Consider the following 23,894-nt stretch of genomic DNA (forward strand, 5'->3'; position numbering starts at 1 on the left):
ATGTACAATGTCATAGCACCCTCAATTACCGTTGCGTACTTTTGAGTCATATTGAAGGGAATACCAAATAGATGCCCCTTCAATGGATGGCATTTTACATCAAAAAGGCTCATGAAGCGCAACTTATATATAGTCCTGCTCATTGCAATGCTCCTCCCTGGCAAAGGGATGGCAGTGTTTCAGCACTTTTGTGGGGGCGAACTGATCAGTTTCGAGCTTTTTCTAAAACACCACGAACCATGCTGTGACGATCACAGCAACCCTTGTGATGGCTGTGAGGACCAGGAAACCATCTTCTCTCTTGATGATTTCAGAGCACCTCATTCTGACATTCCGGTCATTGCTTTTTCACCTGCGGCATTGGCTCAGCCATCTTTCCATTTGCCTTCTACACAATTTTTCGAATCAAGAACATACACAAATCCTAAAAAGGCTCCCCCGGCTGGTCAGGGCGGTATCGCTCTATCCTGTTCCAGTCATTTCTTATTTAGATACATCTGATTATCAGTTAGTTGCCTGGGTTACGAAACCTTCGAGCAATGTCGGAAATGGTTCTGTAAAATATAGCTGTTCCGGGATATTCGAACAGCATTAGAACACGATCTATCCGACAAAACTATCATCAAGTTTCTTTAATCAGACTTTCAATAAAATAATTTCTGCGTGCAATTGTCCGGCAATCGCTCCATGCAAATCAAACCTCTACCGGATCTGGTTGCTTATCGAAAAAAAATAACAGCATTGGAAAAGGAAATTTCAAAGTTAAAATCGGCCATAGCCAAGAGCAAACAGTTCAATCAAAAAGTGGAATTGAACCAACAGCTAAAAGCCGCTGAAAAGGAGCTGGAGTGGCTATTTGCAGATGGGAAAGGATCAAATTGATGGAGTTCGGAATTCCGAAATACTTAACTTCGATAAAACATTGTCTAAAGGAAGTCGGCCGAAAATCATGAATTTAATTTTCCCAGATGATGCTTAGGATGGTTTTATACCGCCTTGTTGGAATGCAATACTCATAGAAGTCTGTATCTTCATCATATTCACTTAGATTGAACCATGTTGATTTGTTAATGTTCTGTGCTTTTTCTTCAAGTTTATACACAAACTCGTAATCTTTTTGAATATACTCTGCGGCAACTGAATCGGAAGGTGGTGCTAACTTGGTGTAATCGCCCAACCAAACTTTTAAGTCGTTGGACTTTTTCCAATATTTCACTTTCCCATTCTCGATAAAGACAAGGCAAAGAGGGTGTAACTGCTCAAACTGCAAATAGCGAAAAATAGTTGCTGTCAAACTAGTTTTAAATCGTTCTGAAAGTTGCTTGATCAAAAGGGGTGAAAACTTCTTGCCTTTTGCTTCTTTAAGGAATAAATTTTCAGGCATTAGAAGTTCACTGGCGAATTCATTTGCTTCCAATTCTTGCCTCCCGTTTTTCAATGTATTTTCCGTACCTTCAATAATGTTAAAATTAGTGAATGTATCATCGGGAAGCTGCATATTTCTATGCATCAAGAGATGCCCTATCTCATGGGCTGCAACGAAGCGTTTTCTCTCCTGGAACTGTATCTTTGAATTTACCTTTATAACCGCCTTATTGTTTCCAAACACAATTTTTCCATCACAATTAGAGAGCTCTTCTTCGATAAGTATTGCATCATGCCCAGCAACCACTAATCCGGCGACAAACAGATCCATGTCCAAATCGGTTATCTCATCCAATCCACAGTCGTCTAAAAGTTTGCGAGCCTGTAAGCGCGCATTATTGACGCTTCTCATCGTTCTCCAATTCTTCAATTAGTTGAACAAAGTTCTGATCCTTGATTATTTCGATAATATCCTCTTTGGACAATTTATCGAGATTTCGGTACAAGGCCAAAGAAGCATTACCCTGAATAAATTGTTTGAGCATAGCCACAGGCTTCTCAATATTCGCTTCGATGGCTTGTTGAAATTTACTGACTAATTTCAATAAATTGTCATTCCGTTCCTTCTGTGCCTTTGCCCTTGCCAAAAAAACAAGTTGCTTCTTTTTTTTGTTGTACGCATCGATATCTGATACATCATCTTTCAGCATATCGGCGAGGGCATCCTTGTCCACTTCTTTGTAGAAAGCAATCAGAGCATCGTCAATCCTATTTTTAATATTATTGCTCATATGATACTTTTTGCTTGTTCTCTTATTTTGGGCAATCTTCGTTCCAATCGTTTCACGGTCCTGTAAATCTCCTTTACATCAATGCCGAGATCCTCTGCAATTTCTCTTGGTTTGCAGATACCGTCCATCCAATACTCGAACACCATTAATTCGTCATCATCCGCTCCAGCCTGTTGCAATAATTCTGAAACTTGTTGCCTTTCTTCTTTAATATCATCTTGATTATTATACGCGTGACTCTCCAAAAGATCCTGCGTTTGCCCAACCAGAGATCCCTTTAAAAAATTGCTGATTTCACTTCGAAGACTCCCGAACATAAAATCGGTAAACGAACAATTCGCATTTTCCCAATCACGGGTACCTTCAATTACCTTTAAAAGTAAATCTCCAACAAAATCAAAAGGCTCTTTTCCTCCCAAATCCTTTAACCCGGCTGACTTCAAACGATTGGTCGCATACGAGGTCAACCTGTCTAACAGGTCGTCCAAGTCAATAGATTGCAATTCGTCATAAAGATTCATCAGCTCTTGTCTATAATAATATGCTAAGATGGGGAAAAAATTTGCCACTCGTAAAAAAAAAATTCTTGGTCGTGGCAAAAAATTGAAAAACATCAGCATGTATATATAAAGGCTCCCATTAAAGAAGGGGACGAAGAATATTAAAAATTAACAAATAATAAAGACATGGCTAAAATAAATCAACATGTGGTGCCGAGGGGCGACAATTGGGCAGTCAAAGGTGCCGGAAACGAAAAGGCTACAAAAATTGTAGGAACCCAGAAAGAAGCAATTAAGATAGCACGGGAAATTGCTATCAATCAGCAATCAGAAGTTGTTATCCATAGACCGAATGGTACAATCCGGGATAAGGATTCCTACGGCAACGATCCTCACCCTCCAAAAGACACAAAGCATTAGTCGATGAAAGGAAAAGTAAGTTTGGTTATCGGCCTTTTAGGGTTCCTCTCCTGCTTTTTTCTGGCAGGGGACGAACCAAAAGGCACAGTGTTTAAGATCTCTTTAGGTCTCGTAGTCGGTGGCATGGTAGAGTTCTGTGTATTCTTGTTGGAGAACCGAAAAAAATGGAGGCTATTTAAGACATTGATTATAAAACGTAATCAACCAGTCAGGGTCACGGTCGCTTATTTGTTTAGAATTGAAGTGAATGGCAGATACCTATTAATCAAGAGGCACAAGAATGACAATCCCGGCTACCAACCGGTTGGAGGTGCATACAAATATTTGAAGGAAGAAAACAGGGAATTGTTCGATCGGCTGGGTGTTGAGCCCTGCAATCACGTACCGAGAGACGAGGATACCGAAAACGATTTACGGATTATTGTTAAAAGGAGGAAAAATCTAATTGATTTCCTGAAATGGTTTGAAAGCAGAAAAAACCGTGAAATGGATCCAACCAGAGAATTCCGTGAAGAGCTGATCGATGCCAACATATTACCTGGTGATATTTTCAAGCACATTAAATACGTGTTTATAGGGAAACACATCGAAGGCGTTTTAAAATCACCGGCATACCCTATCGATGAATTACGATATGCAGACATCTTTGAATTGAGGACTGAAAATGATGCCCAAAAGCAATCTATCAATGCCCTGATAAGCAAAAGGGACGAGGTTTACTTTGCTACGCCAAATGAGATCCGGAACGGGTCAACCATAAATGGTGAAAGGATTTTGCCACACACATTTAAAATTTTACCAAAATGATACTATTAGGAAAGAAAGCTACACAAATTGATGATCTGCTCGATAGGATGGCAGAAGAGGTTCAACTGGACAAGACACGGCGTGATCGTATGAAAAGTAGTTACGAGGCCGTGAAAGAGTGGATTGAAGCGGATGAAAAATTCTTCAAGCCATACAAGTATGATGTGTATCCTCATGGGTCTGTTCGAATAATGACAACTGTCAAGCCTTTCGGAAGAGAAGAGTTTGATTTGGATATTGCAATACACCTGAAATACGGAACCCCACATAGTCCTGAAAGGATATACAATGAACTGAGGCGACGATTAAATGAGCATGGATTGTATAGGGATATGTTAGAAGCCAAAAACCGATGTATCCGTTTAAAATATGCAGGGGATTATCACATGGATATTTTGCCAGGGGTTCAGGAAGTTGAATATGATAGAAATCGTATCATGGTTCCTGACCGTGAATTAGGAAGCTGGGTCAGTAGCAATCCGCGAGGTTATGCTGACTGGTTTATAGCGCAATCAAATCTTGTTAAGGAAAGCCTGCTTGAGAAGGCACTTAGAGCCGAAAATCTGCCTGTTGACGATTTCAGTAAGAAAAAGCCATTGCAGCGCGGAGTACAGTTAATTAAGCGCTACCGAGATATCTATTTCCAAAAGGATGACAGCTACAAAACATCAAGCGTGATCCTGACAACGATAGCCGGCCAATTTTATCAAGGCGAAGACAGTATTTTTAACACCGTTGATAATATTGTTTCTACGATCCAAAATAGCATAGGGCAGTCCTATGGGAGACTTAAAATACTCAATCCGGTGAATGCAGATGAAGACTTTACCGATAAATGGGATAAGGAGCCTGAATATTACGAAGCATTTAAACGGTTTTCATTTCATTTACATAGTGAATGGCAAAAATTGAAGAAGGATAACGGCATCATTGAAGAAAGTCGGATTATGAAAGGCCTGTTTGGTGATGATCTGTTCGTGAAAGCGCAAGGTAGTCAAGCGATGGAGATTGAAAGATCTCGAAAAAGTAATGCACTTGGGGTAGCAACAGGTACTGGGGTATTGACCTCGACCAGCTCACTGGGCAGTATCCCGATTAAGAATAACACTTTTTTCGGCGAATGAGAGCTAGTTACACGTCAAGGATCAGAGAGAAAAAACTATCGGAACAGATAGCTTATATGAAGACGAAATTTCCGCAATTTGCGACCAAGTTTACCTCTCCAAGCTCTATGAAAGTGGAAGGAGCTCTGCGGCCCAGTGCCCGAAGTTGTTTATATGAATTTGTCTTAAAATATAAGCTTTCAGACATGCCAAACATAACCATCGTTTCACCAAAATTGGAACTGAATGCAAATGGGGAAAAGGTACCTCATTTGTATTCATCTGGGAATCTATGTTTATATAGACCGAAATATAATGAGTTCAAGAAATCTGATTTTTTGGCGGATACAATTATTCCCTGGACGGCCTTGTGGTTATATTACTATGAGCTATGGCACACAACTGGTGATTGGCTGGGAGGCGGTGAGCATCCGAATTGAAATGAAAAAAAAGCAGATTACACCCCGAGTTCTATTTGCCCCACTCGGGAGACAACCATTTGTCGCTCATTAGCTTGCTTTTAAGCAACCTATTTAATAAGTTGAATAAATTCGGAAGCATATTTTTCTGCTAATTCACGACTGTTTTCGACGCTAACAGTCTCCCTATTCCAATTGGCTTTTGTTGTCCAGTTATAAGAACCATGAATAACCGTTTTTAAGTCGATAATACAGAATTTGTGATGCATTATATTTTCATATTTCCCACTTTTTGGAACTCTTTTAGCTTCAAAATATTTTTCAAACTCAAACCCGTATTTTGAGTTTATTTCATCATCTAAGACTACAATGCGGACACTGACCCCTTCAAGTTTTTTGTTATAAATCTCCCTCATAAGGGTTTTGTTGGTGAACCAAGCAACCGCTATCCAGATTGAGAATTTGGCGTTTTGGATTTGTTCGACAATTTGTGCTTCGATGTCTTCAAAATGTACTTCAACCTCAATGTTATCCGGTAAGTCGGCACCTATTATTTTGTATTGTCCATTAAATTCATCAAGTCTATAGCCATCTTGTTGCAAGAGTGGATTAATTTGTTCAACAGCTTTTGCGATATCCTTACTTGTATCCCCCGCAAAATGTCTTGGATCAAAGATCATTTGCATTAGTGCTACCATTTCCTTTCTTCCATTTATTTCAATGAGTTTCTCCAAAACATAAGCGTTTCGACTAAGACCATTTGGCATTCCTCCATCTCTGTACTTATAAACATCTTTAAAACCAATCCGGTTAAAGAGTTTTAAAATTTCTGGGCCTGTAAGATAAGGCGTCAACTGGTTATCCCCCGAAATAAATTCCTTTATGCTATCTATTGTTAACTCTGATAATTTCATTAATTATTTGGATGATTTTTGTTTATGCTAAAATAGCAACTATCCACCAATAGAATGTATAGACAAACTGCAATTCCCTTTTAAATCTGAGACATACCGCCACTCACCGCCAAGTAATTCCTCTCACTGCCACTTAGTTATACCTCCTCCCTTTTTGAAACACCTTTGTCCCGAAAGCCCGCAAGGCGCGGGTCGAAAGCAACAAATTAAAGTGTTTCAATTATGGAAAAACAAAGCAAAAAAGCGCTTTTGGCAGCGGTAGCAGTGCTGTCAGGCTTTAGTGCGCTTGCCCAGCAGGGCAACGGTTCGGCCGGGATCAATGAAGCCACCCAAATGGTAACATCCTATTTCGATCCGGCCACACAGCTTATCTACGCCATTGGTGCGGTCGTTGGGTTAATCGGTGGTGTTAAGGTGTACAACAAGTTCAGCAGCGGAGATCCCGACACGAGCAAGACGGCGGCTTCGTGGTTTGGAGCCTGTATTTTTCTCATTGTTGCGGCTACCATCCTGCGTTCATTCTTCCTTTAATCCCTTGCCTTATGAGTACTTACAACATCAATAAGGGCATTGGGAGAACAGTAGAGTTTAAGGGATTGAAGGCTCAGTACCTGTTCATCTTTGCCGGTGGACTGCTCGGCATACTTATCCTGGTGATGATCCTGTACATGGCGGGCGTAAACTCTTATATCTGCCTGTTTCTTGGAGCGGGCGGTGCTTCGCTGATCGTGTGGCAGACCTTTTTACTGAACAGAAAATATGGCGAACACGGACTGATGAAGATAGCAGCCAACAAACGGCATCCCCGATACATCGTCTGCCGCAAGCCTGTACGCCGCTATTTAAAGTTTCCCCTTAAATCCGGTGCCGTATGAGAAATGTAGCAAAGACCTCCACACTGGAAAGCAAGTTCCCTTTACTGGCAGTAGAGAATAATTGCATCCTTTCAAAGGATGCGGATATCACTGCCTGTTTTGAGGTGCGATTGCCGGAATTGTTTACCGTAGCTTCTGCGGAATACGAGGCCGTTCATTCCACCTGGCACAAGGCCATCAAGACCTTATCGGATTTTACAGTCGTTCACAAACAGGACTGGTACATCAAGGAAAGTTATAATCCCGATTTGGATAAGGATGGTTTTAGCTTTTTAGGCAAATCCTACCAACGTCATTTCAATGAGCGTCCGTTCCTGAATCATTATTGCTACCTGTTCCTGACCAAGACCACTAAAGAGCGTATGCGGATGCAGAGCAATTTCTCTTCGCTTTGCAAAGGCACACTGATCCCAAAGGAAATCAGAAATAAGGAAACGGTACACCGATTCATGGAAGCCGTGACACAGTTTGAGCGTATCGTGAACGATAGTGGCTTTATAAGCTTGCAACGGCTAAGTGAAGAAGATATCGTTGGTACCGATCAAAAACAGGGATTGCTGGAACAGTACCTTACATTATCAAAGGAAGCCGGTACACCCATGCAGGATATTGCATTGGGAAGTGAAGAAGTCCGTGTCGGTAACAAAAGATTGTGCCTGCATACGCTTTCCGATACAGACGACCTTCCACCAACGGTATCGGCGGATACCCGATATGAAAAATTATCCACTGACCGTAGTGACTGTCAGTTGTCTTTTGCTGCTCCCGTGGGATTACTGCTTAGCTGCAATCACATTTACAACCAGTACCTGTTTTTGGACAACAGCGAAGACAACCTGCAAAAGTTTGAAAAGTCCGCAAGGAATATGCACTCGCTGGCTCGGTACAGCCGTGCCAATCAGATCAACAAAGAATGGATTGAGCGCTACCTGAACGAAGCCCACAGCTTCGGGCTATCATCTATCCGGGCGCACTTCAATGTGATGGCCTGGTCGGACGACCCTGGCGAATTGAAGCAGCTCAAGAACGATTGCGGTAGCGCATTGGCATTAATGGAATGTAAGCCGCGGCACAACACCACGGACGTCGCTACCTTGTTTTGGGCAGGAATGCCGGGCAATGCAGGCGATTTTCCGAGTGAAGAAAGCTTTTACACTTTCATCGAGCCTGCTTTGTGTTTCTTCACCGAAGAAACCAATTACCAAAGTTCACCCTCGCCATTCGGTATCAAAATGGCTGACCGCCTGACCGGAAAACCCCTCCATTTGGATATTTCGGATTTGCCCATGAAACGTGGCATCATCACGAACCGGAACAAGTTTATTCTTGGTCCGTCTGGCTCGGGGAAATCTTTTTTTACCAACCACATGGTACGGCAATATTACGAGCAAGGCGCTCACGTGCTATTGGTGGATACCGGTAATTCCTATCAGGGATTGTGTGAACTCATCAAGGGGAAAACCAAAGGCGAAGACGGAGTGTATTTCACCTATACGGAAGACAATCCCATTGCCTTTAATCCCTTCTATACCGATGATGGTGTATTTGACATTGAGAAAAGGGAAAGTATCAAAACTTTGATACTGACACTTTGGAAACGTGATGATGAGCCGCCAACCCGTTCCGAAGAGGTAGCTCTGTCCAATGCCGTGAGCGGTTATATCGAACGAATCCGGCAAAGTGATGAATATCCATCTTTCAATGGTTTTTATGAATATGTACGAAGGGATTACCGGAAGATACTGGAGGAAAAACAGGTCAGGGAGAAGGATTTTGATGTCGCCGGCTTCCTGAACGTACTGGAACCTTACTACAAAGGCGGTGAGTATGATTACCTGCTCAACTCCGACAAGCAACTCGACCTGCTTTCCAAGCGCTTTATTGTGTTTGAAATTGATGCCATTAAGGATCACAAAATCCTGTTTCCCATTGTGACCATCATCATTATGGAGGTTTTCATCAACAAGATGCGTAGGCTGAAAGGCATACGAAAGCTCATTTTGATTGAGGAAGCCTGGAAAGCCATCGCAAAAGAGGGAATGGCAGAGTACATCAAGTATCTTTTTAAGACCGTCAGAAAGTTTTTTGGTGAAGCCATCGTGGTTACGCAGGAAGTGGACGACATCATCCAGTCACCCATCGTCAAGGAGAGTATCATCAACAATAGTGATTGCAAAATCCTGCTTGACCAGCGCAAGTACATGAACAAGTTTGACGATATCCAGACCATGCTCGGGCTAACGGATAAAGAAAAGGCACAGGTACTTTCCATCAACATGAATAATGACCCAAGCCGGCTTTATAAAGAGGTGTGGATTGGCTTGGGTGGTACGCACTCCGCAGTCTATGCCACGGAGGTTAGTCTGGAAGAATATCTGGCTTATACCACGGAAGAAACCGAAAAGATGGAAGTGATGCAGCTTGCTTCCGAACTGGATGGCAATGTAGAACTCGCTATTAAGCACATCGCTATGCAAAGGCGGGATAAAGTAAATCAATAGTCATTAACATTTTAAAAATCAGAAACAATGAAGAAGATCATGTATTTGGTGTGTACGGCAATCATGCTTGCCGTAGCACCGTCCGCAAAAGCCCAGTTTGTAGTAACCGACCCGGCAAATCTGGCTTCGGGTATTCTCAACAGCGCGAATGAGATCGTACAGACTTCCTCCACGGTAAGTAATGTGGTGAAAAATTTCAAGGAAGTTGAAAAGGTCTATAAGCAGGGTAAAGAATATTACGACAAGCTGAAAGCGGTAAGTAACCTGGTCAAAGATGCCCGAAAAGTACAGCAAACGGTACTCTTGGTGGGTGACGTGTCCGAGATGTATGTACAGAATTTCGGCAAGATGATGAACGACCCGAATTTTTCCGCACAGGAATTAACAGCCATATCCAACGGTTATTCCGCATTGCTTAATGAAAGTACTGAACTGCTGAAGGAACTCAAACAGATCGTAAGTGCCACAAGCCTGTCGCTGAATGATAAGGAACGGATGGATATTATCGACCGGGTGTACAAAGAGGTTAAGGAATACCACAGTTTGGTGCGCTACTATACCACCAAGAACATCTCCGTAAGTTATCTCAGAGCCAAAAAACAGAACAATACCCACCGGGTGCTGGAACTCTATGGAACGGCTAACCAAAAATACTGGTAAGCCATGGAGTTTAGTAATCTACACGAAGTCCTGCGCTCATTATACGATGAGATGCTGCCCCTGTCCGCCGATATGGCGGCAATAGCCAAAGGGTTGGCAGGTTTGGGGGCTTTATTCTATGTGGCCATCAAGGTATGGCAGGCATTGAGCCAGGCAGAGCCGATTGATATATACCCTTTGCTCCGTCCTTTTGCTTTGGGCATCTGCATTATGTTTTTTCCGACCATCGTGCTGGGAACCATCAATGCCGTGTTGAGCCCTGTAGTGCAGGGTACGCATACTATCCTCGAAGACCAAGTGCTTGATATGACCGAATTACAGGAGAAAAAAGACCTGTTGGAACGGGAAGCGATGCTCAGAAATCCTGAAACCGCTTATCTGGCATCTGATGAGGAGTTTGATAAAAAACTGGACGAATTGGGCTGGTCACCATCCGATTTAATGACGATGTCGGGCATGTACATCGAGCGGGGCATGTACAATATGGAACAGGCAGTCAAAAACTGGTTCCGGGAACTGCTGGAAATTCTGTTTCAAGCGGCAGCATTGGTAATCGATACCATACGTACTTTTTTTCTGATCGTCCTGTCCATACTCGGTCCCATAGCTTTTGCTATTTCCGTATGGGACGGTTTTCAGTCCACGCTCACGCAGTGGCTTACGAGGTACATCAGTGTCTACCTATGGCTGCCCGTTGCAGACCTGTTTAGTGCCATGCTCTCCAAGATTCAATCCCTAATCGTCGAAAAGGATATCGAAAAGCTTGCCGACCCGACATTCATTCCCGACACCTCCAATACCGTCTATATCATCTTTATGATTATCGGAATCGTGGGATACTTCACTATCCCGACGGTAACAGGTTGGATTATCCAGGCAGGTGGCGCAGGAAACTTTACCCGTAACGTAAACCAGACCGCAATGAAAGCAGGGAATGTCGCAAGTGCCGGAGCAGGTTCAGCAGCTGGAAACATCGGCGGTCAGCTACTCAAATAATGTAAAACGATTAATCCGTAAAAAATGGAATTTAAGACGCTAAGAAATATCGAAAACAGCTTCCGCCAGATACGCTTGTACGCAATCGTATTTGCCGTTCTCTGCACTGGAGTGGTGGGATATACCGTGTGGAAATCCTATCACTTCGCAGAGCAGCAACGCCAGAAAATCTATGTGCTGGACAGTGGAAAGTCATTGATGTTGGCGCTGTCACAGGATGCAAGTATCAACCGTCCGGTTGAGGCTCGGGAGCACGTGAGGCGCTTTCACGAACTGTTCTTTACGTTGGCACCTGACAGGAATGCCATCGAAAGCAATATGAACCGGGCATTTAACCTTGCCGATAAAAGTGCCTTTAACTATTACAAAGACCTTTCAGAAAAGGGGTATTACGGTAGGATCATATCGGGGAATGTCCAACAGCGCATTGAAGTGGATAGCGTGGTGTGCAATTTCGACAACTATCCTTATTCGGTACGAACCTATGCCAAACAGTTCATCATCCGATCGAGCAACGTGACCCGGCGAAACCTGATTACTTCCTGTTACCTCGTCAATTCCGTCCGCTCGGACAACAATCCCCAAGGGTTTAACATCGAAAAGTTTGCCGTCATGGAAAATAGGGATATGGAAGTCATTGAACGCTAAAAAAACAATGTAATGGAAGCATTATCAGATTTAAACACATTCGCGAAAATCCTTACTGACAAAGGATATAACGGCTATTTCCACACACAGGGTGCATATCCGGGGAAATTAAAAGAAAGCATAGGGGAATACCTTGAAAGCTGTCAAAAAGGTAATGATCATTTGCCTGAAAGGGAATTGCTATTGACGAGCTACCTGCTCTGGGCTGGCGAAGACAAGCCACGGATAGAATGTAATATGTGGGTGAAATACCTGAACAACAAATTCTTCGTCGACAGCATGGAGATTACGAAGAAAGACCGCTTTGGTCAACTATTGAAACAATCAAAGCTGACTAACCTATCGGTGTTTACCGTCCCAAAAGCAGCAGAAGCAGTGGCTTTGGTAAACGAAGTACCGAAGCAAAAAGTAGATCTAAGCCCCAAGCGTTTCAAGCTATAACAACAGAAATAGTATGAAAAAGATCAGAGCAAATCTGGACAGGTATTTTGACAGGCTGGACGAGCACTGGAAAGCCTTACCCGTTCGAAAACAGCGTAGGTACACCTTATACTTTTTTACAGGTTACCTGATGCTTACCGCCGGAGTAATTACCAGTGTCTGGCTCGATACAGGAAAGTCTGCCAACGATATGGTCATTGAGCATATCGAAAACCCTGTTCTTAAAAAGAACGAAAGCCCTGCAAGCTTGCAGGATACATTATTCACAAACTCAAAAGATAAGACTGATGAAAGAAAATGAGAACCAAAGAACGGTTGTCCGGGTGACCGAGGGTGATCCGGGAACAACCAAAGATATGCTGCAGGACAGCACACAGAACAAAACCGAAAAGTTCAAAAAGCCCCTCATATTCGTTTTGATGGGGGTCGTATTTCTCGGTTGTATGTACCTGATATTTAAACCATCCTCCGATAAAAAGGAGGTCGAAAATGTCGGGATCAACGATGCCGTTCCCCAAGCTACAGGAGCAGGACTCCCCGCCGATAAAGGCAAAGCCTATGAGCAGGAAATGATGGAACGTAAGGAACAGGAAAAACGCAATGCGATGGCAACACTTTCGGATTATTGGAATACCAATGACCAGGAAAAACCAATGGAGGAATTTCCCGAAGAAGACGAAAATTACAGCTATACGGGTGGTAGAAGCGCCGGACGGTCCGGTAATCCGGCACTCAGCAGCTATCGTTATGCACAGAATACATTAGAATCCTTTTATCAGGAAGATGATACCGAAACAGCTGAACTTCGCAGGCAACTAGATGAATTGAAAGAACAGCTGGCGGAAAAAGAGGTACCACCCGCCGTCACTGTGGATGACCAATTGGCGCTGATGGAGAAATCCTATCAGATGGCTGCAAAATACCTTCCTTCAGGCACGAATGCGGGACAAGCTGTGTCAGCTGACGGTGTAGCCAAAGTCGCTGCTCCTACACAAAAGGTACATTTTGTCGCATTCACGCCAACAAGGAAAAACACGGTATCCGCACTGTACCGTGAACCAGCGGATAGTACCTTTTTAGCCGATTGGAGTGAATCCCGAAACAGGGGTTTCTTTACTACGGGTTCCGTCGGGCAGGTGGTACAATCGAAAAACAGTATCAAAGCCTGTGTACATGAAACGCAGACCATTACCGGTGAAAGTGGAGTTCGGCTTCGTTTATTGGAGTCTGCCCAAACACCTGATCGTACGATCCCCAAGGGGACTGTTTTAACGGCAAATGCCAAGTTTCAGGGCGGCCGCTTACAATTGAATGTATCTTCCATCGAACTGGAAGGCAATATCATGCCGGTGGATATTGCCATTTATGATCTGGATGGACAGCAAGGTCTGCACGTTCCGTATTCGCCGGAAATGAATGCACTGACCGAAATGGCGGGTAATATGAGCCAGACTTCGGGAACAAGCCTGATGCTTACCCAATCCGCCGGACAGCAGATGGCCGCAGACCTCAGTCGTGGTGTGGTGCAGGGCATATCCGGCTATTTCTCCAAGAAAGTAAGGACACCGAAAGTCACCCTTAAAGCAGGGCACCAGCTCTTCCTCGTCCCTAAACAATAATGTTAAACTCAAATAAGTAAAACAATGAACAGTCTTTTTAAAACACTGGGAGCAATAACCCTGATCATCGGCTTTGCCATGCCGTCATTTGCACAGGACAACGCGACAAGAAAACCTCTTGCCCTGGGCAAGATAGAACCGTACCAGATGGAAGTCACCTACGATAAGACTTCGCATTTGATTTTCCCGACCGCTATACGTTACGTGGATTTGGGAAGTGAGTACCTGATTGCCGGAAAAGCGGACGATGCGGAAAACGTGTTACGTGTAAAGGCCTCGGTAAAGGATTTTGAACAGGAAACCAATTTTTCGGTCATTACCAATGACGGACGTTTCTACAGTTTCAATGTCCATTACAGTGCCAATCCACTGGCTTTGAGCTACGACCTCCTTACCATGCAGAAAGCCGTGGAGAAAGCGAATGGAAACGACGTTCTGTTTGAAGAGCTGGGAAGCAGCTCGCCATCGCTTGCAGGTCTGCTAATGGAAACCATTTACAAAAAGGATAAGCGCATCATAAAGCACATCGGTGCTAAAAGCTTCGGCATTCAGTTCATCCTGAAGGGAATTTATATCCATAACGGTAAATACTATTACCATACGGAGATCCGGAACAAAAGCAATGTGCCGTTCGAGATTGATTTCATCAATTTCAAGGTAGTGGACAAACAAGTCGCTAAACGTACCGTCGTGCAGGAGCGACCACTGATACCACTCCGTACCTATAAGCCATTGGGAGGAATTTCAGGAAATATGACGGAGCAGAATGTATTCCTCTTGGATCAGTTTACCATCGGCGATGACAAGATTCTCCAGATTGAGATTTTTGAGAAGAACGGAGGTAGGCATCAAACACTTCAGGTGGAAAATTTGGATTTGATCAAGGCTCGTCTGATTGACGACATGCACCTGAAAATTTGATAACCCTTTGACAGCGAAATATGAAAAAGTATATCTATACCGTGATGTTCACGCTCTTGGGCATCACGATGGCACAGGCACAACGGATGTTGCCCAAGCAGAAAGGATTGGAAGTAAGCGCCGGTGTATTATCCAATGACAAAATCAGAAACGATTATTACCTCCAAATCGGCATGACTGTAAATGGCAAAAACGGGAACTACCAGCTTTGGGCTTTGGAATATGCTCACCAGTATTACGACTATAAAGACCTTCGCATACCGCATGAAACCTACATGGCAGAAGGTGGTTACAGCTTCTTTTTGTTGGGCGATACCCGGAAGAATTTCACATTCAATCTTGGAATTACAGGTGTTGTCGGCTATGAAAACATCAATCGAGGTGAGCAAATGCTATACGACGGTGCGAGGATATTAAGTGAAGACAACTTCGTTTACGGCGCAGGCGGACGGCTCAGTTTAGAAACATACCTGTCCGACCAGGTTGTATTCCTCATACAAGGACGTACAAAAGTTCTTTGGGGAACGGATCTGGAGCAGTTCCGTCCATCGGCAGGCGTAGGATTACGATTTAACTTTTAAAATGACTTATGATGAAACGATTATTCAGAAAATACAGTCTGCATTTTCAAGCTACATTTATGCTTGCAGCAATGTTCATTTGTTCAGTGGTTTTGTTTTCTTGTGAAAAGGACGAACTCGAAATCCAGAACGACTTTCCCTTTGAAGTCGATGTAATGCCCGTACCCAATGAGGTGGCAAATGGCAGTACCGTGGAGATCAGGGTAACGATACAGCGAAACGGCAACTACGCAGATACCCGGTACTTTCTCCGCTACTTCCAGTTTGACGGACAGGGAAACTTGCGGTATTACGATGAACCGCCATACCTGCCCAATGATTTATACCCTTTGCCAGCAGAGCAGTTCCGATTATATTACACCTCGGCATCCACCGTATCACAATCGTTTGAGGTGTGGATTTCGGATAATTTCGGTAACGAGAAACAATTGAGTTTCCGGTTTAACAATAGTGATTAAAGGCTTCCGAAATCAATCAAAAAAGCGACTTGTATCCTTATTTACAGGTCGCTTTTTTCATTTTTTGCTCCCCAAATAGGAGGTTTTTCCTTAAATTTACTTGGATTATCAGCTCAATGCAATGGATGCAGTAACTTCACAATTAATGCTTGGTATTATTCCCGTTGTGGTGGGGATTGGGCTTATCTACTGGATAAGCCGCAGGAAATTTTACCGCCGCAATATGGCTGGTGTGGAAGGCTTTTCGAGCTTTGAATCTTCAGTATTCACCCGTTTATTGGAACGTATCGGCAAATGGCTCGCATATGCGCTGATTATCATCGGCATTCTTTTTCTATGGTCGTATTCCAGAATGAAAAGCGATAAGGAACAGCAAACCACCGAAATTCATAGCCCGAAATAGTCGGTTCAATAATACGATAAGATTTTTTAGGCGATAAAGTGGTTAAAAACTTGCTTGCAAACAGCACTCCAACAACGCCAGGATAGTGGAAGCAATATCTATTCAGTTCTAACCAAGCGGCGTTCTTTTGCTTCTCCTATGTTTGTATAATATAATCTAAGTGAAGAAGAGCGAGAGCAGATTTTGCTTTAAATAGCCTTATGGTATATTCAAGAAAAGAGACTGCCTCCTCTTCTTTAACCTTTTAGAATCTGAACAGAATGTAAGGAATTTGTATCCGTCCTTCAAATTCAGAACCTGCAATTTTTTTAAAATGATTGTGGTGAATTATCATTTTTTTAAATAGGAGGTTTTTTAAGAAAAATGAGAAAACCAATAGCAACTAAAATAATGCTTCCTGCAATTATGAATGGATAGTAAAAACCTCCGGTAACCAACCAAGTTCCTAAAATGGGACCTAAAATCTGACCCATACTGTTTGTTGAACTTTGTATTGAAATATTTCGACCTGTATTTGTTTTGGATAACAAGGATACTGCAGACAGCAAATTAGGTGTAACCATAGCACCACCAGCTGCAAACACCACAATTAAACCGTACACAACAAATTCATTTTTGAAAAAAGGAAAGGCAATTAATGAAATTCCTGAAATGAATAACCCAAAGCCGATTTGCTTTTTAGTAGATAGAATCTTTTCCCCATAACTGGCAAATACAGGCTGCAAAACAGCCATTATTGAACCACACAGCATAAAACCAATACCAACCTGGTTGCTGTTAAACCCTAATTCGTCTTTACCGTAGATTGAAAAAACAGTTTCAAACAAGGTCACTCCAAATTGGATGACAAATGATAGCGCCAATAGAACAAGAAAATATTGGCTGAACGAGAAGCGAAAAGTGAATTTTTGAGTTGTAAATTTATGGATGCGAACTGAATTTTTCAGGCATTTTACAACAATGACTAAAACAATAAAACCTAATAATGCAGCGAATAAAAAAGGTGTGGAAAATCGACCCAAATGTAGTTGACCAATTGCATACTCAAAATGAAGGTCTGATTGCGAAAGAAAGCCACCGATAACGGGTCCAAAAATAACCCCTGAACTAATGGCTACACCAGACCAGGCCATTATCTTGGTTCTACGTTTTTCTGAAGTAATATCACTTAAATATGCGTTGCTAACAGGAATAACTGATGAAGTGAAAACACCACCAAAAATCCGAGCGATATATAGCATCGTTAGTGATGTTGCAAGCCCAGTTAGCAATTGCATTATTACAAAGCCAATCAAACCAATAATAATAACGGGTTTACGACCATATCTGTCAGATAACTTTCCCCAAACGACAACAAAAATTAATTGAAATAATGGATAAATGCTGGTAAGCAACCCAATATGGAAGTTGATTAAATCGGTGTCGAGATTGTCTTTTAAAGCTAATCTTTCGGTATAGTAGGGAAGGGTTGGCAATAAAATACCATAACCCAACATCACTACAAATAAACTCAACAGGATTAAAGATATGCTGTTGAGTTTTTCTTTTTGGTTCATTTATTTTTTACCGATTTTTCGCTTTAATAGTTGCGCATTAATGGCCACTATAATCGTACTTAAACTCATAAATACCGCTCCTACAGCTGGTCCTAAAACAAAGCCTGAAGAATATAATACACCGGCTGCTAAAGGAATAGCCACTACATTATATCCTGTAGCCCAAATCAAATTCTGAATCATTTTATTGTAGGTGGCTTTTCCAAAGAGAATTAAGTTGGCAATATCCTGTGGGTTACTGTTGACCAGAATGATATCTGCTGTTTCGGCGGCAACGTCCGTACCTGAACCAACTGCAATTCCCACATCAGCTTTGGCAAGTGCGGGCGCATCATTTACACCATCACCCGTCATCGCTACAAATTCGCCTTTGTTCTGTAACTCTTCTACAATTTCAACTTTTTGATGTGGCAATACTTCGGCGTAGTAACCATCCAATCCAAGTTTTTCACTCACAGCCTTAGCGGTTTTTTCATTATCGCCAGTTGCCATCAAGACTTTAATATTGTTTTTTTTGAATATTTTTATAGCTTCCGCAGATTCAGGTCTTATTTCATCAGCAAGAGCAATGTATCCTGCTAGCTGGCCATCTATTAATACAAATACAACAGTTTCAGCAGCGTCACTATAAGCATCTTCAGGAATAGTGATTTTTTCATCCCTTAAATAACCAGGGCTGACCACCTTCACTTGTTTACCATCTACATTTGCCTCTACACCTTTTCCTGTAATTGCATTAAAGTTTTCAGGTTTTGGAATAGTAATGTTATCTTCTTTAACTCTTTTAATAATACCAACTGCAATGGGGTGTTCTGAGCTTTGTTCCAATGCACTTGAAAGTCTTAAAATTTCCTCTGTTGAATAAGCTTCTTTAACAGATTCGATTCGAGTGACACCAAAATCACCTTTGGTTAGTGTTCCTGTTTTATCAAAAAGCAAAGCTGAAATTTTTCTTGACTCTTCAAAAGCAGTTCTATTTCGGATAAGCAATCCATTTTGAGCAGATACTGCCGTAGAAATCGCAACCACAAGGGGAATGGCAAGACCCAATGCGTGTGGACAAGCAATGACCATAACGGTAACCATTCTTTCTAAAGCATAGACAAATGGAAAGCCTAAAATCAGCCATACCGCTAATGTTCCAAAACCAATAGCCAAAGCGATATAGGTTAACCATTTTGCAGCCCTGTCTGAAAGATTTTGCATCTTGGATTTGGTTTTTTGCGCTTCTTCGACCATTTTGATGACCTTGTTGAGATAGCTATCTTTTCCAGTATGCTCAACCTTTACTTTTAAGGTACTGTTACCATTTACCGAACCACCAATAACCTTATCGTTTATATCTTTTTTTACAGGTTTGGATTCGCCTGTAAGCATAGATTCGTTCAGGTAACTTGAACCGTCTACTATAATCCCATCAGCAGGAACTTTTTCACCTGGTTTAACCAAAATCACATCATCCTTTAGTAAATCTTCAAGAGGGATGTCTTCAATAGTATCTCCCTTCACCCTGTGGGCTTCCGCAGGCATCATACTCACCAACAACTGCAGCGCTTTTGACGCACCCAAAACACTTTTCATTTCTATCCAATGACCAAGCAACATTATGGCTATAAGTGTTGATAGTTCCCAGAAAAAGTCTTCACCTCTTAAGCCAAATACAGTAGCTGTACTATAAAAATAAGCTACGGAAATTGCCATAGAAATCAAGGTCATCATTCCTGGTGCACCTTTTTTGACTTCAGACCAAAACCCTTTTAAAAATGGCCAACCACCATAAAAATAGACAATAGTGGAAAGTGCAAAAAGGATGTATGGATTTCCTGGAAGTAAAAATTCATAACCAAAAAATTCTTGTATCATTGGTGAGAAGAACAATATGGGGATGGTAAGCACGAGTGTTACCCAAAACCGTTTTCTAAAGTCCGCAATCATCATTTTATGATGGTCGTGACCCATTTGACCGTGACCCGGATTGTGACCCGAATGGTCCCCACCTTTGTGGTTCATTTTAGAATGGTCTTCTTTTTTGTGTTTCATCTTCGAATGGTCCATTTTAGAATGGTCCATTTCTTCGTGATTGTGGTGTTCGTGATTTTCCATTATTGTCTTGTTTAAGTGTTATCGTAATTTTTTTCTCATAGCTTCCGAAATGTTTTCGGCATAGACGCCATAGGCATCTACCAAAAGTCCTTTAATCCCATTTTTTGATGAAATAGCATAAAGCACACTGTTATCGTCGGTACTGCTCATACCTTCAAAACGATGCATCTCGTCAACATTAAAATCTTCTGGGTGTATTTCAATTTTTAGTGAGGCACACTCCAAACATTCTGGTTTTAGGTTAAAATCGTATGTATAACCTTTTCGCTGTAAATCGTTTATGGCTTCTGAAAGGGTGTCGTAGTTGTTCATTTTCGTTCTATTTATAAGTCATTGTAAAATAACTATTGTCTTCTTCTGTAAATTTCTGAAAGGTCAATAGGCCATTCCTGTTTAGTTTTTCGTTGACGGTATAGTTGAGTTGTTTAATGCGAATGCCCCACGCATAGGCCTTAATATTTATTTTTGAATTAATGTTGGTTTTGTTGTCCTTCAATGTTCGGTCGTAAATCTTTATGATGCTTTTTGAACCAAAAAAATCCAGCAGTCCTGAATCAAAAGTCATTTCCAATTCTATATCTTCAAGATTGTCCAAATCGTAGAGGTCTTTAAATTTTTTAGAGGTGGTATTAATTTCGGTCTCCTTTGATTTTGGATTCGAGAATGGAAAAGCTATTACCATTACACTTGCTTCATCAGGCTTACAGCGATAGGTTGTAGTGTATTTGTCGGTCAATTTTTTGTCTTTATCAAACAACTCAGTAACTACTTCAATTTCATAGGATCCATTTTTCTTTATTGTTTCACCAGCTTCAAAAGTTTGTTTGTTTAAAAAAGAGCCTTTTTCATCAAAATTTTCCCGAACGATAACTCTGCCCGAAATCTGTCCAATAAGCATTTCAGTTTGTCCATTCACTGTGATGCTGAATAAGATAAATAATACTATAAATCCTTGTTTTCTCATATCTGGTGCATTAATTTTTTCACCTCTTTTGCCATAATATCACTTAAATCTATTCCATTTGAAGGATGCGGGATGGTATTACAAGTCACTATTTTTTCCACCCCGGAACCCAATAAATCTTTATAGGAATTTCCTGAAAAAACGGCGTGAATGCCTACGCAGATAGGTGGTTTCATTCCTGCTTTTTTCAAATGTTGTACGGTTTCAATCATTGTTCGGGCTGTGGAAATAATATCATCTACCAAAATGGGTGTAGCATCTTTATATATATCCACATCGGGAACAGAGACCTCTACATCACGGTCACCGTGGCGCATCTTTTGTAATACTATAAATGGTGCTCCAGCATTTTTGGCGACTTCTGAAACCCATTGTTCACTTTCCGAATCAGGTCCGATAAGTACCGGGTTTTCAATGTTTTCCTTGATCCAATCTGAAATGGCATCGGCAGCGTGAATCACTTTGTTGGGAATTTGATACACTTCACCCAACGAGCTAATTCTATGTAAGTGCGGGTCAACTGTGGTAATGCTATCGGCGAAACCAGAAATCAATTTTCCGAAGAAACCAGAAGTCACTCCTTCACCTTCATTAAATACTTTGTCCTGCCGCATATACGCCAAATAGGGTGCTACCAAACAGGTACACATTGCTCCCAATGATTTGGCTGTGTGGCTTAAAAAATATAGAGGCAACAGTTTCTCGTCCGGTTCGTGCAAGGTGCATACCAGTACCACACATTTGTCTTTAACATCAGATAAGATACGTGTATAGGATTCTCCATCAGGGAAGTTGCGCAAAGTGGCTTTGCCCACTTCAGCATCCATTTTTGTAGCCATTAGTTCTGTGAGTTTTTCGTTTCCGGGAAGACTGAATAATATTGTTTTCATAGTTTTTTAAATTATAGTTATGATGTCATTATGGTTGTTTTCATATTCCAAGGCATAATTAAGTTCACCTTTGGATTCAGCATATATGGTATAAAGCAGTTGGTTCTCTTCGATTTGTTCTCCCAAATGCACATTTAGAAGAATCCCTGCCGATTTAGATTGTGGTGCTCCAGAAAGCTTGGCCAGTTTTGCAATTTTACGGTTATCAATTCGTTGCAAAACGCCTGACTTTTCAGCTTTAATTTCAATTTTATAAGGTGCTAAAACTGGTTTTGAAAATTGACCTTGCGCCTTACAAATGGCTACGAATTTTTCATATGCTTTTCCAGATTTGAGAATTTTATGTGCGGTTTCCTGTCCCTTTCCTTTTTCTACTTTTCCAGAAAGTTCTAATAGTTCAGTAGCTAAAAGCAATGCTCTTTCTGTTAAGTCTTTAGGTGCATCTTCCTCATTTTTCAAAACTTTTAATATATCTATGGCTTCTAATGTAGGACCGATACCCCTTCCAACCGGCTGCGTGCCATCCGTAACTACAACTTTTACATTCAACCCAACAGCAGTTCCAACGGTTTCCATATGATTTTTTAGTTTTTCTGCCATTTCGGTACTGCGAACCTTGGCGGTTTCTCCCACGGGAATATCAATGACCACGTGAGTAGAACCAGCTGCTGCCTTTTTAGAGAGTACTGAAGCGATGAGCTGACCTTCGCTATCAATATCCAAGGCTTTTTCTATTTTAATGAGCACATCATCGGCAGGACTTAACTGCGCTGTGCCTCCCCAAACAAAACATCCGCCTTCTTTTTCTACTACGGTCTTTATTTCCTCGGAAGAGAGCGTAACATTGGTCAGTACTTCCATTGTATCTGCTGTGCCAGCTGGCGAAGTGATTGCCCGTGAGGATGTTTTTGGCATAGTAAGACCATACGCGGCAACAATGGCAACTACCAATGGTGTTGTCCTATTGCCAGGCAATCCGCCAATACAATGTTTGTCCACCACGATATCTTTGTTCCAGTTCAGTTGCTTTCCCGAAGCAATCATCGCTTTGGTGAGGTCGGATATTTCATCAATATCCATCCGGTCACCTGCACAGGCAGTTATGAATGCCGAAAGGTGGATGTTGGAATAATCGCCTTCAACGATATCGGTTATGATTTCATTAAATGCTGTATAATTCAGTTTTTGATTATAGATTTTCGCCCTAACGTGGCTCAACGATTCGATAGGCTCTAAATGGGAAACATATAATGTATCGTTTGGGGAAACATTGAGTTTTTTCGCAGCAGCATCTGAAAGTCCGATTTCATTAGGTAACAATATATCTGAATTTATAACATTGAGGCTTGCAACGATTGAGGCATTTGCGTTGGATATCCTAATACGGGTCAAAGCTTCAAAACCTTCTGAAATACAAACGTGGCAATCTTCGCGCATATACACTACATTCTCGTTTTGGGTATAGATTCCGAGATGTTTATATTTTAATATGTTTGAGTGTGTGTCCATATTTTATTGGTTGTTGTGATTTTTCGATTTATTCTATTTCTTCGATGGTGTATAATTGCGGAATTTCTGCATCCCACCCATAGGTTTCCTTGATGCCTTTTTGCAATGCTTCTGCACTCTCTTTTTCACCGTGTACAATGAAAATACGTTCGGGTTTGTTTTTTATCTTATCCATCCAGTCCATAAGTTCTGCGTGGTCTGCGTGTGCTGAAAGACCTTCAATTTCCGCAACTTGCATTTTAAATGGCACCCATTTTCCATAGACTTTTAGTTCTTTCTCACCTTCCAATAATTTTCTGCCTCGCGTACCTTCAGCTTGATAACCCACAAAAAGCAAGGTGTTGTTGGGGTTTTGTGCCTGTGTTTCAAGGTAGTTTAGCATTCTTCCGCCTGTGAGCATTCCGCTTCCGGCAATCACGATTTTGGGTTTATTATCAGTCCGTAATTCCA

At 41.7% G+C, this 23,894-nt stretch carries 29 protein-coding genes; 18 read left to right on the top strand and 11 right to left on the bottom strand.

From position 1 onward, the window contains the following. Positions 1–111: 111 nt before the first annotated feature. Both HUJ21_RS17550 and HUJ21_RS17555 read left to right on the top strand, forming a co-directional pair. Positions 112–501, top strand: a complete 390-nt coding sequence (locus HUJ21_RS17550) for a hypothetical protein (protein WP_041738738.1) — start codon at positions 112–114, stop codon at positions 499–501. 186 nt (positions 502–687) lie between these two features. Beyond that, the gene (locus HUJ21_RS17555; RefSeq protein WP_041738736.1) at positions 688–882 is read left to right on the top strand and encodes a DUF4391 domain-containing protein; all 195 of its coding nucleotides are present in this window, start codon (positions 688–690) and stop codon (positions 880–882) included. Positions 883–955: 73 nt separating this feature from the next. On the opposite strand, the gene HUJ21_RS17560 is transcribed toward HUJ21_RS17555, so the two are convergent. The 3 genes from HUJ21_RS17560 to HUJ21_RS17570 all read right to left on the bottom strand — a co-directional run bounded on the left by HUJ21_RS17560 (position 956) and on the right by HUJ21_RS17570 (position 2,677). Then, a complete protein-coding gene (locus HUJ21_RS17560; protein ID WP_157501465.1) occupies positions 956–1,696 on the bottom strand; it encodes an ImmA/IrrE family metallo-endopeptidase in 741 nt (246 codons plus the stop codon). Positions 1,697–1,760: 64 nt separating this feature from the next. Beyond that, on the bottom strand, positions 1,761–2,156 hold the full coding sequence (locus HUJ21_RS17565) for a hypothetical protein (protein WP_015266969.1): 396 nt from the start codon (positions 2,154–2,156) through the stop codon (positions 1,761–1,763). After that, entirely contained in the window at positions 2,153–2,677 is a 525-nt protein-coding gene (locus tag HUJ21_RS17570; protein ID WP_184493632.1) for a sigma-70 family RNA polymerase sigma factor, read from the bottom strand. The genes HUJ21_RS17565 and HUJ21_RS17570 overlap by 4 nt, the downstream gene beginning before the upstream one ends. A 165-nt stretch (positions 2,678–2,842) precedes the next feature. Between HUJ21_RS17570 and HUJ21_RS17575 the strand changes: the two genes are divergently transcribed. Genes HUJ21_RS17575 through HUJ21_RS17585 form a run of 3 tightly spaced genes read left to right on the top strand, consistent with a single transcriptional unit; the run spans position 2,843 to position 5,007 of the window. Then, positions 2,843–3,076: a DUF2188 domain-containing protein gene (locus tag HUJ21_RS17575; protein ID WP_291371887.1), complete on the top strand. Its 234-nt coding sequence runs from the start codon at positions 2,843–2,845 to the stop codon at positions 3,074–3,076. 3 nt (positions 3,077–3,079) lie between these two features. Further along, positions 3,080–3,883, top strand: a complete 804-nt coding sequence (locus tag HUJ21_RS17580; RefSeq protein ID WP_015266966.1) for an HU-CCDC81 and SPOR domain-containing protein — start codon at positions 3,080–3,082, stop codon at positions 3,881–3,883. After that, positions 3,880–5,007 carry a nucleotidyltransferase gene (locus tag HUJ21_RS17585; protein WP_184493634.1) on the top strand — a complete coding sequence of 376 codons (1,128 nt, stop codon included), beginning with the start codon at positions 3,880–3,882 and terminating at the stop codon, positions 5,005–5,007. The genes HUJ21_RS17580 and HUJ21_RS17585 overlap by 4 nt, the downstream gene beginning before the upstream one ends. A 508-nt stretch (positions 5,008–5,515) precedes the next feature. Here the strand turns inward: HUJ21_RS17585 and HUJ21_RS17590 are convergent. Beyond that, positions 5,516–6,319: a phospholipase D-like domain-containing protein gene (locus HUJ21_RS17590; RefSeq protein ID WP_184493638.1), complete on the bottom strand. Its 804-nt coding sequence runs from the start codon at positions 6,317–6,319 to the stop codon at positions 5,516–5,518. A gap of 222 nt (positions 6,320–6,541) precedes the next feature. On the opposite strand from HUJ21_RS17590, the gene HUJ21_RS17595 reads away from it, so the two are divergent. The 13 genes from HUJ21_RS17595 to HUJ21_RS17655 all read left to right on the top strand — a co-directional run bounded on the left by HUJ21_RS17595 (position 6,542) and on the right by HUJ21_RS17655 (position 16,422). Then, positions 6,542–6,850 (top strand): DUF4134 domain-containing protein, encoded by a 309-nt coding sequence (locus HUJ21_RS17595; RefSeq protein WP_184493640.1) that lies wholly within the window; start codon positions 6,542–6,544, stop codon positions 6,848–6,850. A gap of 11 nt (positions 6,851–6,861) precedes the next feature. Next, on the top strand, positions 6,862–7,194 hold the full coding sequence (locus tag HUJ21_RS17600; protein ID WP_015266961.1) for a DUF4133 domain-containing protein: 333 nt from the start codon (positions 6,862–6,864) through the stop codon (positions 7,192–7,194). After that, on the top strand, positions 7,191–9,695 hold the full coding sequence (locus HUJ21_RS17605; RefSeq protein WP_015266960.1) for a TraG family conjugative transposon ATPase: 2,505 nt from the start codon (positions 7,191–7,193) through the stop codon (positions 9,693–9,695). The genes HUJ21_RS17600 and HUJ21_RS17605 overlap by 4 nt, the downstream gene beginning before the upstream one ends. A 27-nt stretch (positions 9,696–9,722) precedes the next feature. After that, a complete protein-coding gene (locus HUJ21_RS17610; protein WP_184493644.1) occupies positions 9,723–10,355 on the top strand; it encodes a DUF4141 domain-containing protein in 633 nt (210 codons plus the stop codon). 3 nt (positions 10,356–10,358) lie between these two features. Next, positions 10,359–11,351 carry a conjugative transposon protein TraJ gene (gene traJ / locus HUJ21_RS17615; protein ID WP_015266958.1) on the top strand — a complete coding sequence of 331 codons (993 nt, stop codon included), beginning with the start codon at positions 10,359–10,361 and terminating at the stop codon, positions 11,349–11,351. Between the two features lie 24 nt (positions 11,352–11,375). Continuing rightward, the gene (traK, locus tag HUJ21_RS17620; protein WP_015266957.1) at positions 11,376–11,999 is read left to right on the top strand and encodes a conjugative transposon protein TraK; all 624 of its coding nucleotides are present in this window, start codon (positions 11,376–11,378) and stop codon (positions 11,997–11,999) included. A gap of 12 nt (positions 12,000–12,011) precedes the next feature. Then, positions 12,012–12,440, top strand: a complete 429-nt coding sequence (locus tag HUJ21_RS17625; protein ID WP_015266956.1) for a hypothetical protein — start codon at positions 12,012–12,014, stop codon at positions 12,438–12,440. Between the two features lie 13 nt (positions 12,441–12,453). Next, positions 12,454–12,741, top strand: a complete 288-nt coding sequence (locus tag HUJ21_RS17630; RefSeq protein WP_015266955.1) for a hypothetical protein — start codon at positions 12,454–12,456, stop codon at positions 12,739–12,741. Then, positions 12,728–14,059: a conjugative transposon protein TraM gene (traM, locus tag HUJ21_RS17635; protein WP_015266954.1), complete on the top strand. Its 1,332-nt coding sequence runs from the start codon at positions 12,728–12,730 to the stop codon at positions 14,057–14,059. Before HUJ21_RS17630 ends, traM begins: the two co-directional genes overlap by 14 nt. A gap of 24 nt (positions 14,060–14,083) precedes the next feature. Next, on the top strand, positions 14,084–14,980 hold the full coding sequence (gene traN, locus HUJ21_RS17640) for a conjugative transposon protein TraN (protein ID WP_015266953.1): 897 nt from the start codon (positions 14,084–14,086) through the stop codon (positions 14,978–14,980). 20 nt (positions 14,981–15,000) lie between these two features. Beyond that, on the top strand, positions 15,001–15,561 hold the full coding sequence (locus HUJ21_RS17645) for a conjugal transfer protein TraO (RefSeq protein ID WP_291371888.1): 561 nt from the start codon (positions 15,001–15,003) through the stop codon (positions 15,559–15,561). A gap of 8 nt (positions 15,562–15,569) precedes the next feature. After that, entirely contained in the window at positions 15,570–16,019 is a 450-nt protein-coding gene (locus tag HUJ21_RS17650) for a DUF3872 domain-containing protein (RefSeq protein WP_245553342.1), read from the top strand. Between the two features lie 121 nt (positions 16,020–16,140). Then, complete coding sequence (locus HUJ21_RS17655) at positions 16,141–16,422, top strand: hypothetical protein (RefSeq protein WP_041738734.1); 282 nt, start codon at positions 16,141–16,143, stop codon at positions 16,420–16,422. 338 nt (positions 16,423–16,760) lie between these two features. Here the strand turns inward: HUJ21_RS17655 and HUJ21_RS17660 are convergent, their stop codons facing one another. From HUJ21_RS17660 to HUJ21_RS17690, 7 genes are all read right to left on the bottom strand, one after another. Next, complete coding sequence (locus HUJ21_RS17660; protein ID WP_291371889.1) at positions 16,761–17,978, bottom strand: MFS transporter; 1,218 nt, start codon at positions 17,976–17,978, stop codon at positions 16,761–16,763. Beyond that, positions 17,979–20,081 carry a copper-translocating P-type ATPase gene (locus HUJ21_RS17665; protein ID WP_291371890.1) on the bottom strand — a complete coding sequence of 701 codons (2,103 nt, stop codon included), beginning with the start codon at positions 20,079–20,081 and terminating at the stop codon, positions 17,979–17,981. A gap of 18 nt (positions 20,082–20,099) precedes the next feature. Then, entirely contained in the window at positions 20,100–20,393 is a 294-nt protein-coding gene (locus HUJ21_RS17670; RefSeq protein WP_015266947.1) for a hypothetical protein, read from the bottom strand. Positions 20,394–20,400: 7 nt separating this feature from the next. Then, positions 20,401–21,045 carry a hypothetical protein gene (locus tag HUJ21_RS17675; RefSeq protein WP_015266946.1) on the bottom strand — a complete coding sequence of 215 codons (645 nt, stop codon included), beginning with the start codon at positions 21,043–21,045 and terminating at the stop codon, positions 20,401–20,403. Further along, complete coding sequence (locus tag HUJ21_RS17680) at positions 21,042–21,935, bottom strand: ribose-phosphate pyrophosphokinase (protein WP_015266945.1); 894 nt, start codon at positions 21,933–21,935, stop codon at positions 21,042–21,044. Before HUJ21_RS17680 ends, HUJ21_RS17675 begins: the two co-directional genes overlap by 4 nt. Positions 21,936–21,941: 6 nt before the next feature. Beyond that, a complete protein-coding gene (locus HUJ21_RS17685; RefSeq protein WP_291371891.1) occupies positions 21,942–23,444 on the bottom strand; it encodes a thymidine phosphorylase family protein in 1,503 nt (500 codons plus the stop codon). 28 nt (positions 23,445–23,472) lie between these two features. Next, positions 23,473–23,894, bottom strand: a 422-nt coding sequence (locus tag HUJ21_RS17690; RefSeq protein ID WP_291371892.1) for an MBL fold metallo-hydrolase RNA specificity domain-containing protein, incomplete at its 5' end; no start/stop codon positions are given.

Origin of the sequence: Cyclobacterium sp. (assembly GCF_014762705.1) — a bacterium.
In the GTDB taxonomy this organism is placed as follows: Bacteria; Bacteroidota; Bacteroidia; order Cytophagales; family Cyclobacteriaceae; genus Cyclobacterium.

Excerpts from the sequence above, each read along its gene's own strand:
- HUJ21_RS17550 (WP_041738738.1), top strand. The coding sequence starts at position 112 with ATGAAGCGCAACTTATATATAGTCCTGCTCATTGCAATGCTCCTCCCT.
- HUJ21_RS17555 (WP_041738736.1), top strand. The coding sequence starts at position 688 with ATGCAAATCAAACCTCTACCGGATCTGGTTGCTTATCGAAAAAAAATA.
- HUJ21_RS17560 (WP_157501465.1), bottom strand. The coding sequence starts at position 1,696 with ATGGATCTGTTTGTCGCCGGATTAGTGGTTGCTGGGCATGATGCAATA.
- HUJ21_RS17565 (WP_015266969.1), bottom strand. The coding sequence starts at position 2,156 with ATGAGCAATAATATTAAAAATAGGATTGACGATGCTCTGATTGCTTTC.
- HUJ21_RS17570 (WP_184493632.1), bottom strand. The coding sequence starts at position 2,677 with ATGAATCTTTATGACGAATTGCAATCTATTGACTTGGACGACCTGTTA.
- HUJ21_RS17575 (WP_291371887.1), top strand. The coding sequence starts at position 2,843 with ATGGCTAAAATAAATCAACATGTGGTGCCGAGGGGCGACAATTGGGCA.
- HUJ21_RS17580 (WP_015266966.1), top strand. The coding sequence starts at position 3,080 with ATGAAAGGAAAAGTAAGTTTGGTTATCGGCCTTTTAGGGTTCCTCTCC.
- HUJ21_RS17585 (WP_184493634.1), top strand. The coding sequence starts at position 3,880 with ATGATACTATTAGGAAAGAAAGCTACACAAATTGATGATCTGCTCGAT.
- HUJ21_RS17590 (WP_184493638.1), bottom strand. The coding sequence starts at position 6,319 with ATGAAATTATCAGAGTTAACAATAGATAGCATAAAGGAATTTATTTCG.
- HUJ21_RS17595 (WP_184493640.1), top strand. The coding sequence starts at position 6,542 with ATGGAAAAACAAAGCAAAAAAGCGCTTTTGGCAGCGGTAGCAGTGCTG.
- HUJ21_RS17600 (WP_015266961.1), top strand. The coding sequence starts at position 6,862 with ATGAGTACTTACAACATCAATAAGGGCATTGGGAGAACAGTAGAGTTT.
- HUJ21_RS17605 (WP_015266960.1), top strand. The coding sequence starts at position 7,191 with ATGAGAAATGTAGCAAAGACCTCCACACTGGAAAGCAAGTTCCCTTTA.
- HUJ21_RS17610 (WP_184493644.1), top strand. The coding sequence starts at position 9,723 with ATGAAGAAGATCATGTATTTGGTGTGTACGGCAATCATGCTTGCCGTA.
- traJ (WP_015266958.1), top strand. The coding sequence starts at position 10,359 with ATGGAGTTTAGTAATCTACACGAAGTCCTGCGCTCATTATACGATGAG.
- traK (WP_015266957.1), top strand. The coding sequence starts at position 11,376 with ATGGAATTTAAGACGCTAAGAAATATCGAAAACAGCTTCCGCCAGATA.
- HUJ21_RS17625 (WP_015266956.1), top strand. The coding sequence starts at position 12,012 with ATGGAAGCATTATCAGATTTAAACACATTCGCGAAAATCCTTACTGAC.
- HUJ21_RS17630 (WP_015266955.1), top strand. The coding sequence starts at position 12,454 with ATGAAAAAGATCAGAGCAAATCTGGACAGGTATTTTGACAGGCTGGAC.
- traM (WP_015266954.1), top strand. The coding sequence starts at position 12,728 with ATGAAAGAAAATGAGAACCAAAGAACGGTTGTCCGGGTGACCGAGGGT.
- traN (WP_015266953.1), top strand. The coding sequence starts at position 14,084 with ATGAACAGTCTTTTTAAAACACTGGGAGCAATAACCCTGATCATCGGC.
- HUJ21_RS17645 (WP_291371888.1), top strand. The coding sequence starts at position 15,001 with ATGAAAAAGTATATCTATACCGTGATGTTCACGCTCTTGGGCATCACG.
- HUJ21_RS17650 (WP_245553342.1), top strand. The coding sequence starts at position 15,570 with ATGATGAAACGATTATTCAGAAAATACAGTCTGCATTTTCAAGCTACA.
- HUJ21_RS17655 (WP_041738734.1), top strand. The coding sequence starts at position 16,141 with ATGGATGCAGTAACTTCACAATTAATGCTTGGTATTATTCCCGTTGTG.
- HUJ21_RS17660 (WP_291371889.1), bottom strand. The coding sequence starts at position 17,978 with ATGAACCAAAAAGAAAAACTCAACAGCATATCTTTAATCCTGTTGAGT.
- HUJ21_RS17665 (WP_291371890.1), bottom strand. The coding sequence starts at position 20,081 with ATGGAAAATCACGAACACCACAATCACGAAGAAATGGACCATTCTAAA.
- HUJ21_RS17670 (WP_015266947.1), bottom strand. The coding sequence starts at position 20,393 with ATGAACAACTACGACACCCTTTCAGAAGCCATAAACGATTTACAGCGA.
- HUJ21_RS17675 (WP_015266946.1), bottom strand. The coding sequence starts at position 21,045 with ATGAGAAAACAAGGATTTATAGTATTATTTATCTTATTCAGCATCACA.
- HUJ21_RS17680 (WP_015266945.1), bottom strand. The coding sequence starts at position 21,935 with ATGAAAACAATATTATTCAGTCTTCCCGGAAACGAAAAACTCACAGAA.
- HUJ21_RS17685 (WP_291371891.1), bottom strand. The coding sequence starts at position 23,444 with ATGGACACACACTCAAACATATTAAAATATAAACATCTCGGAATCTAT.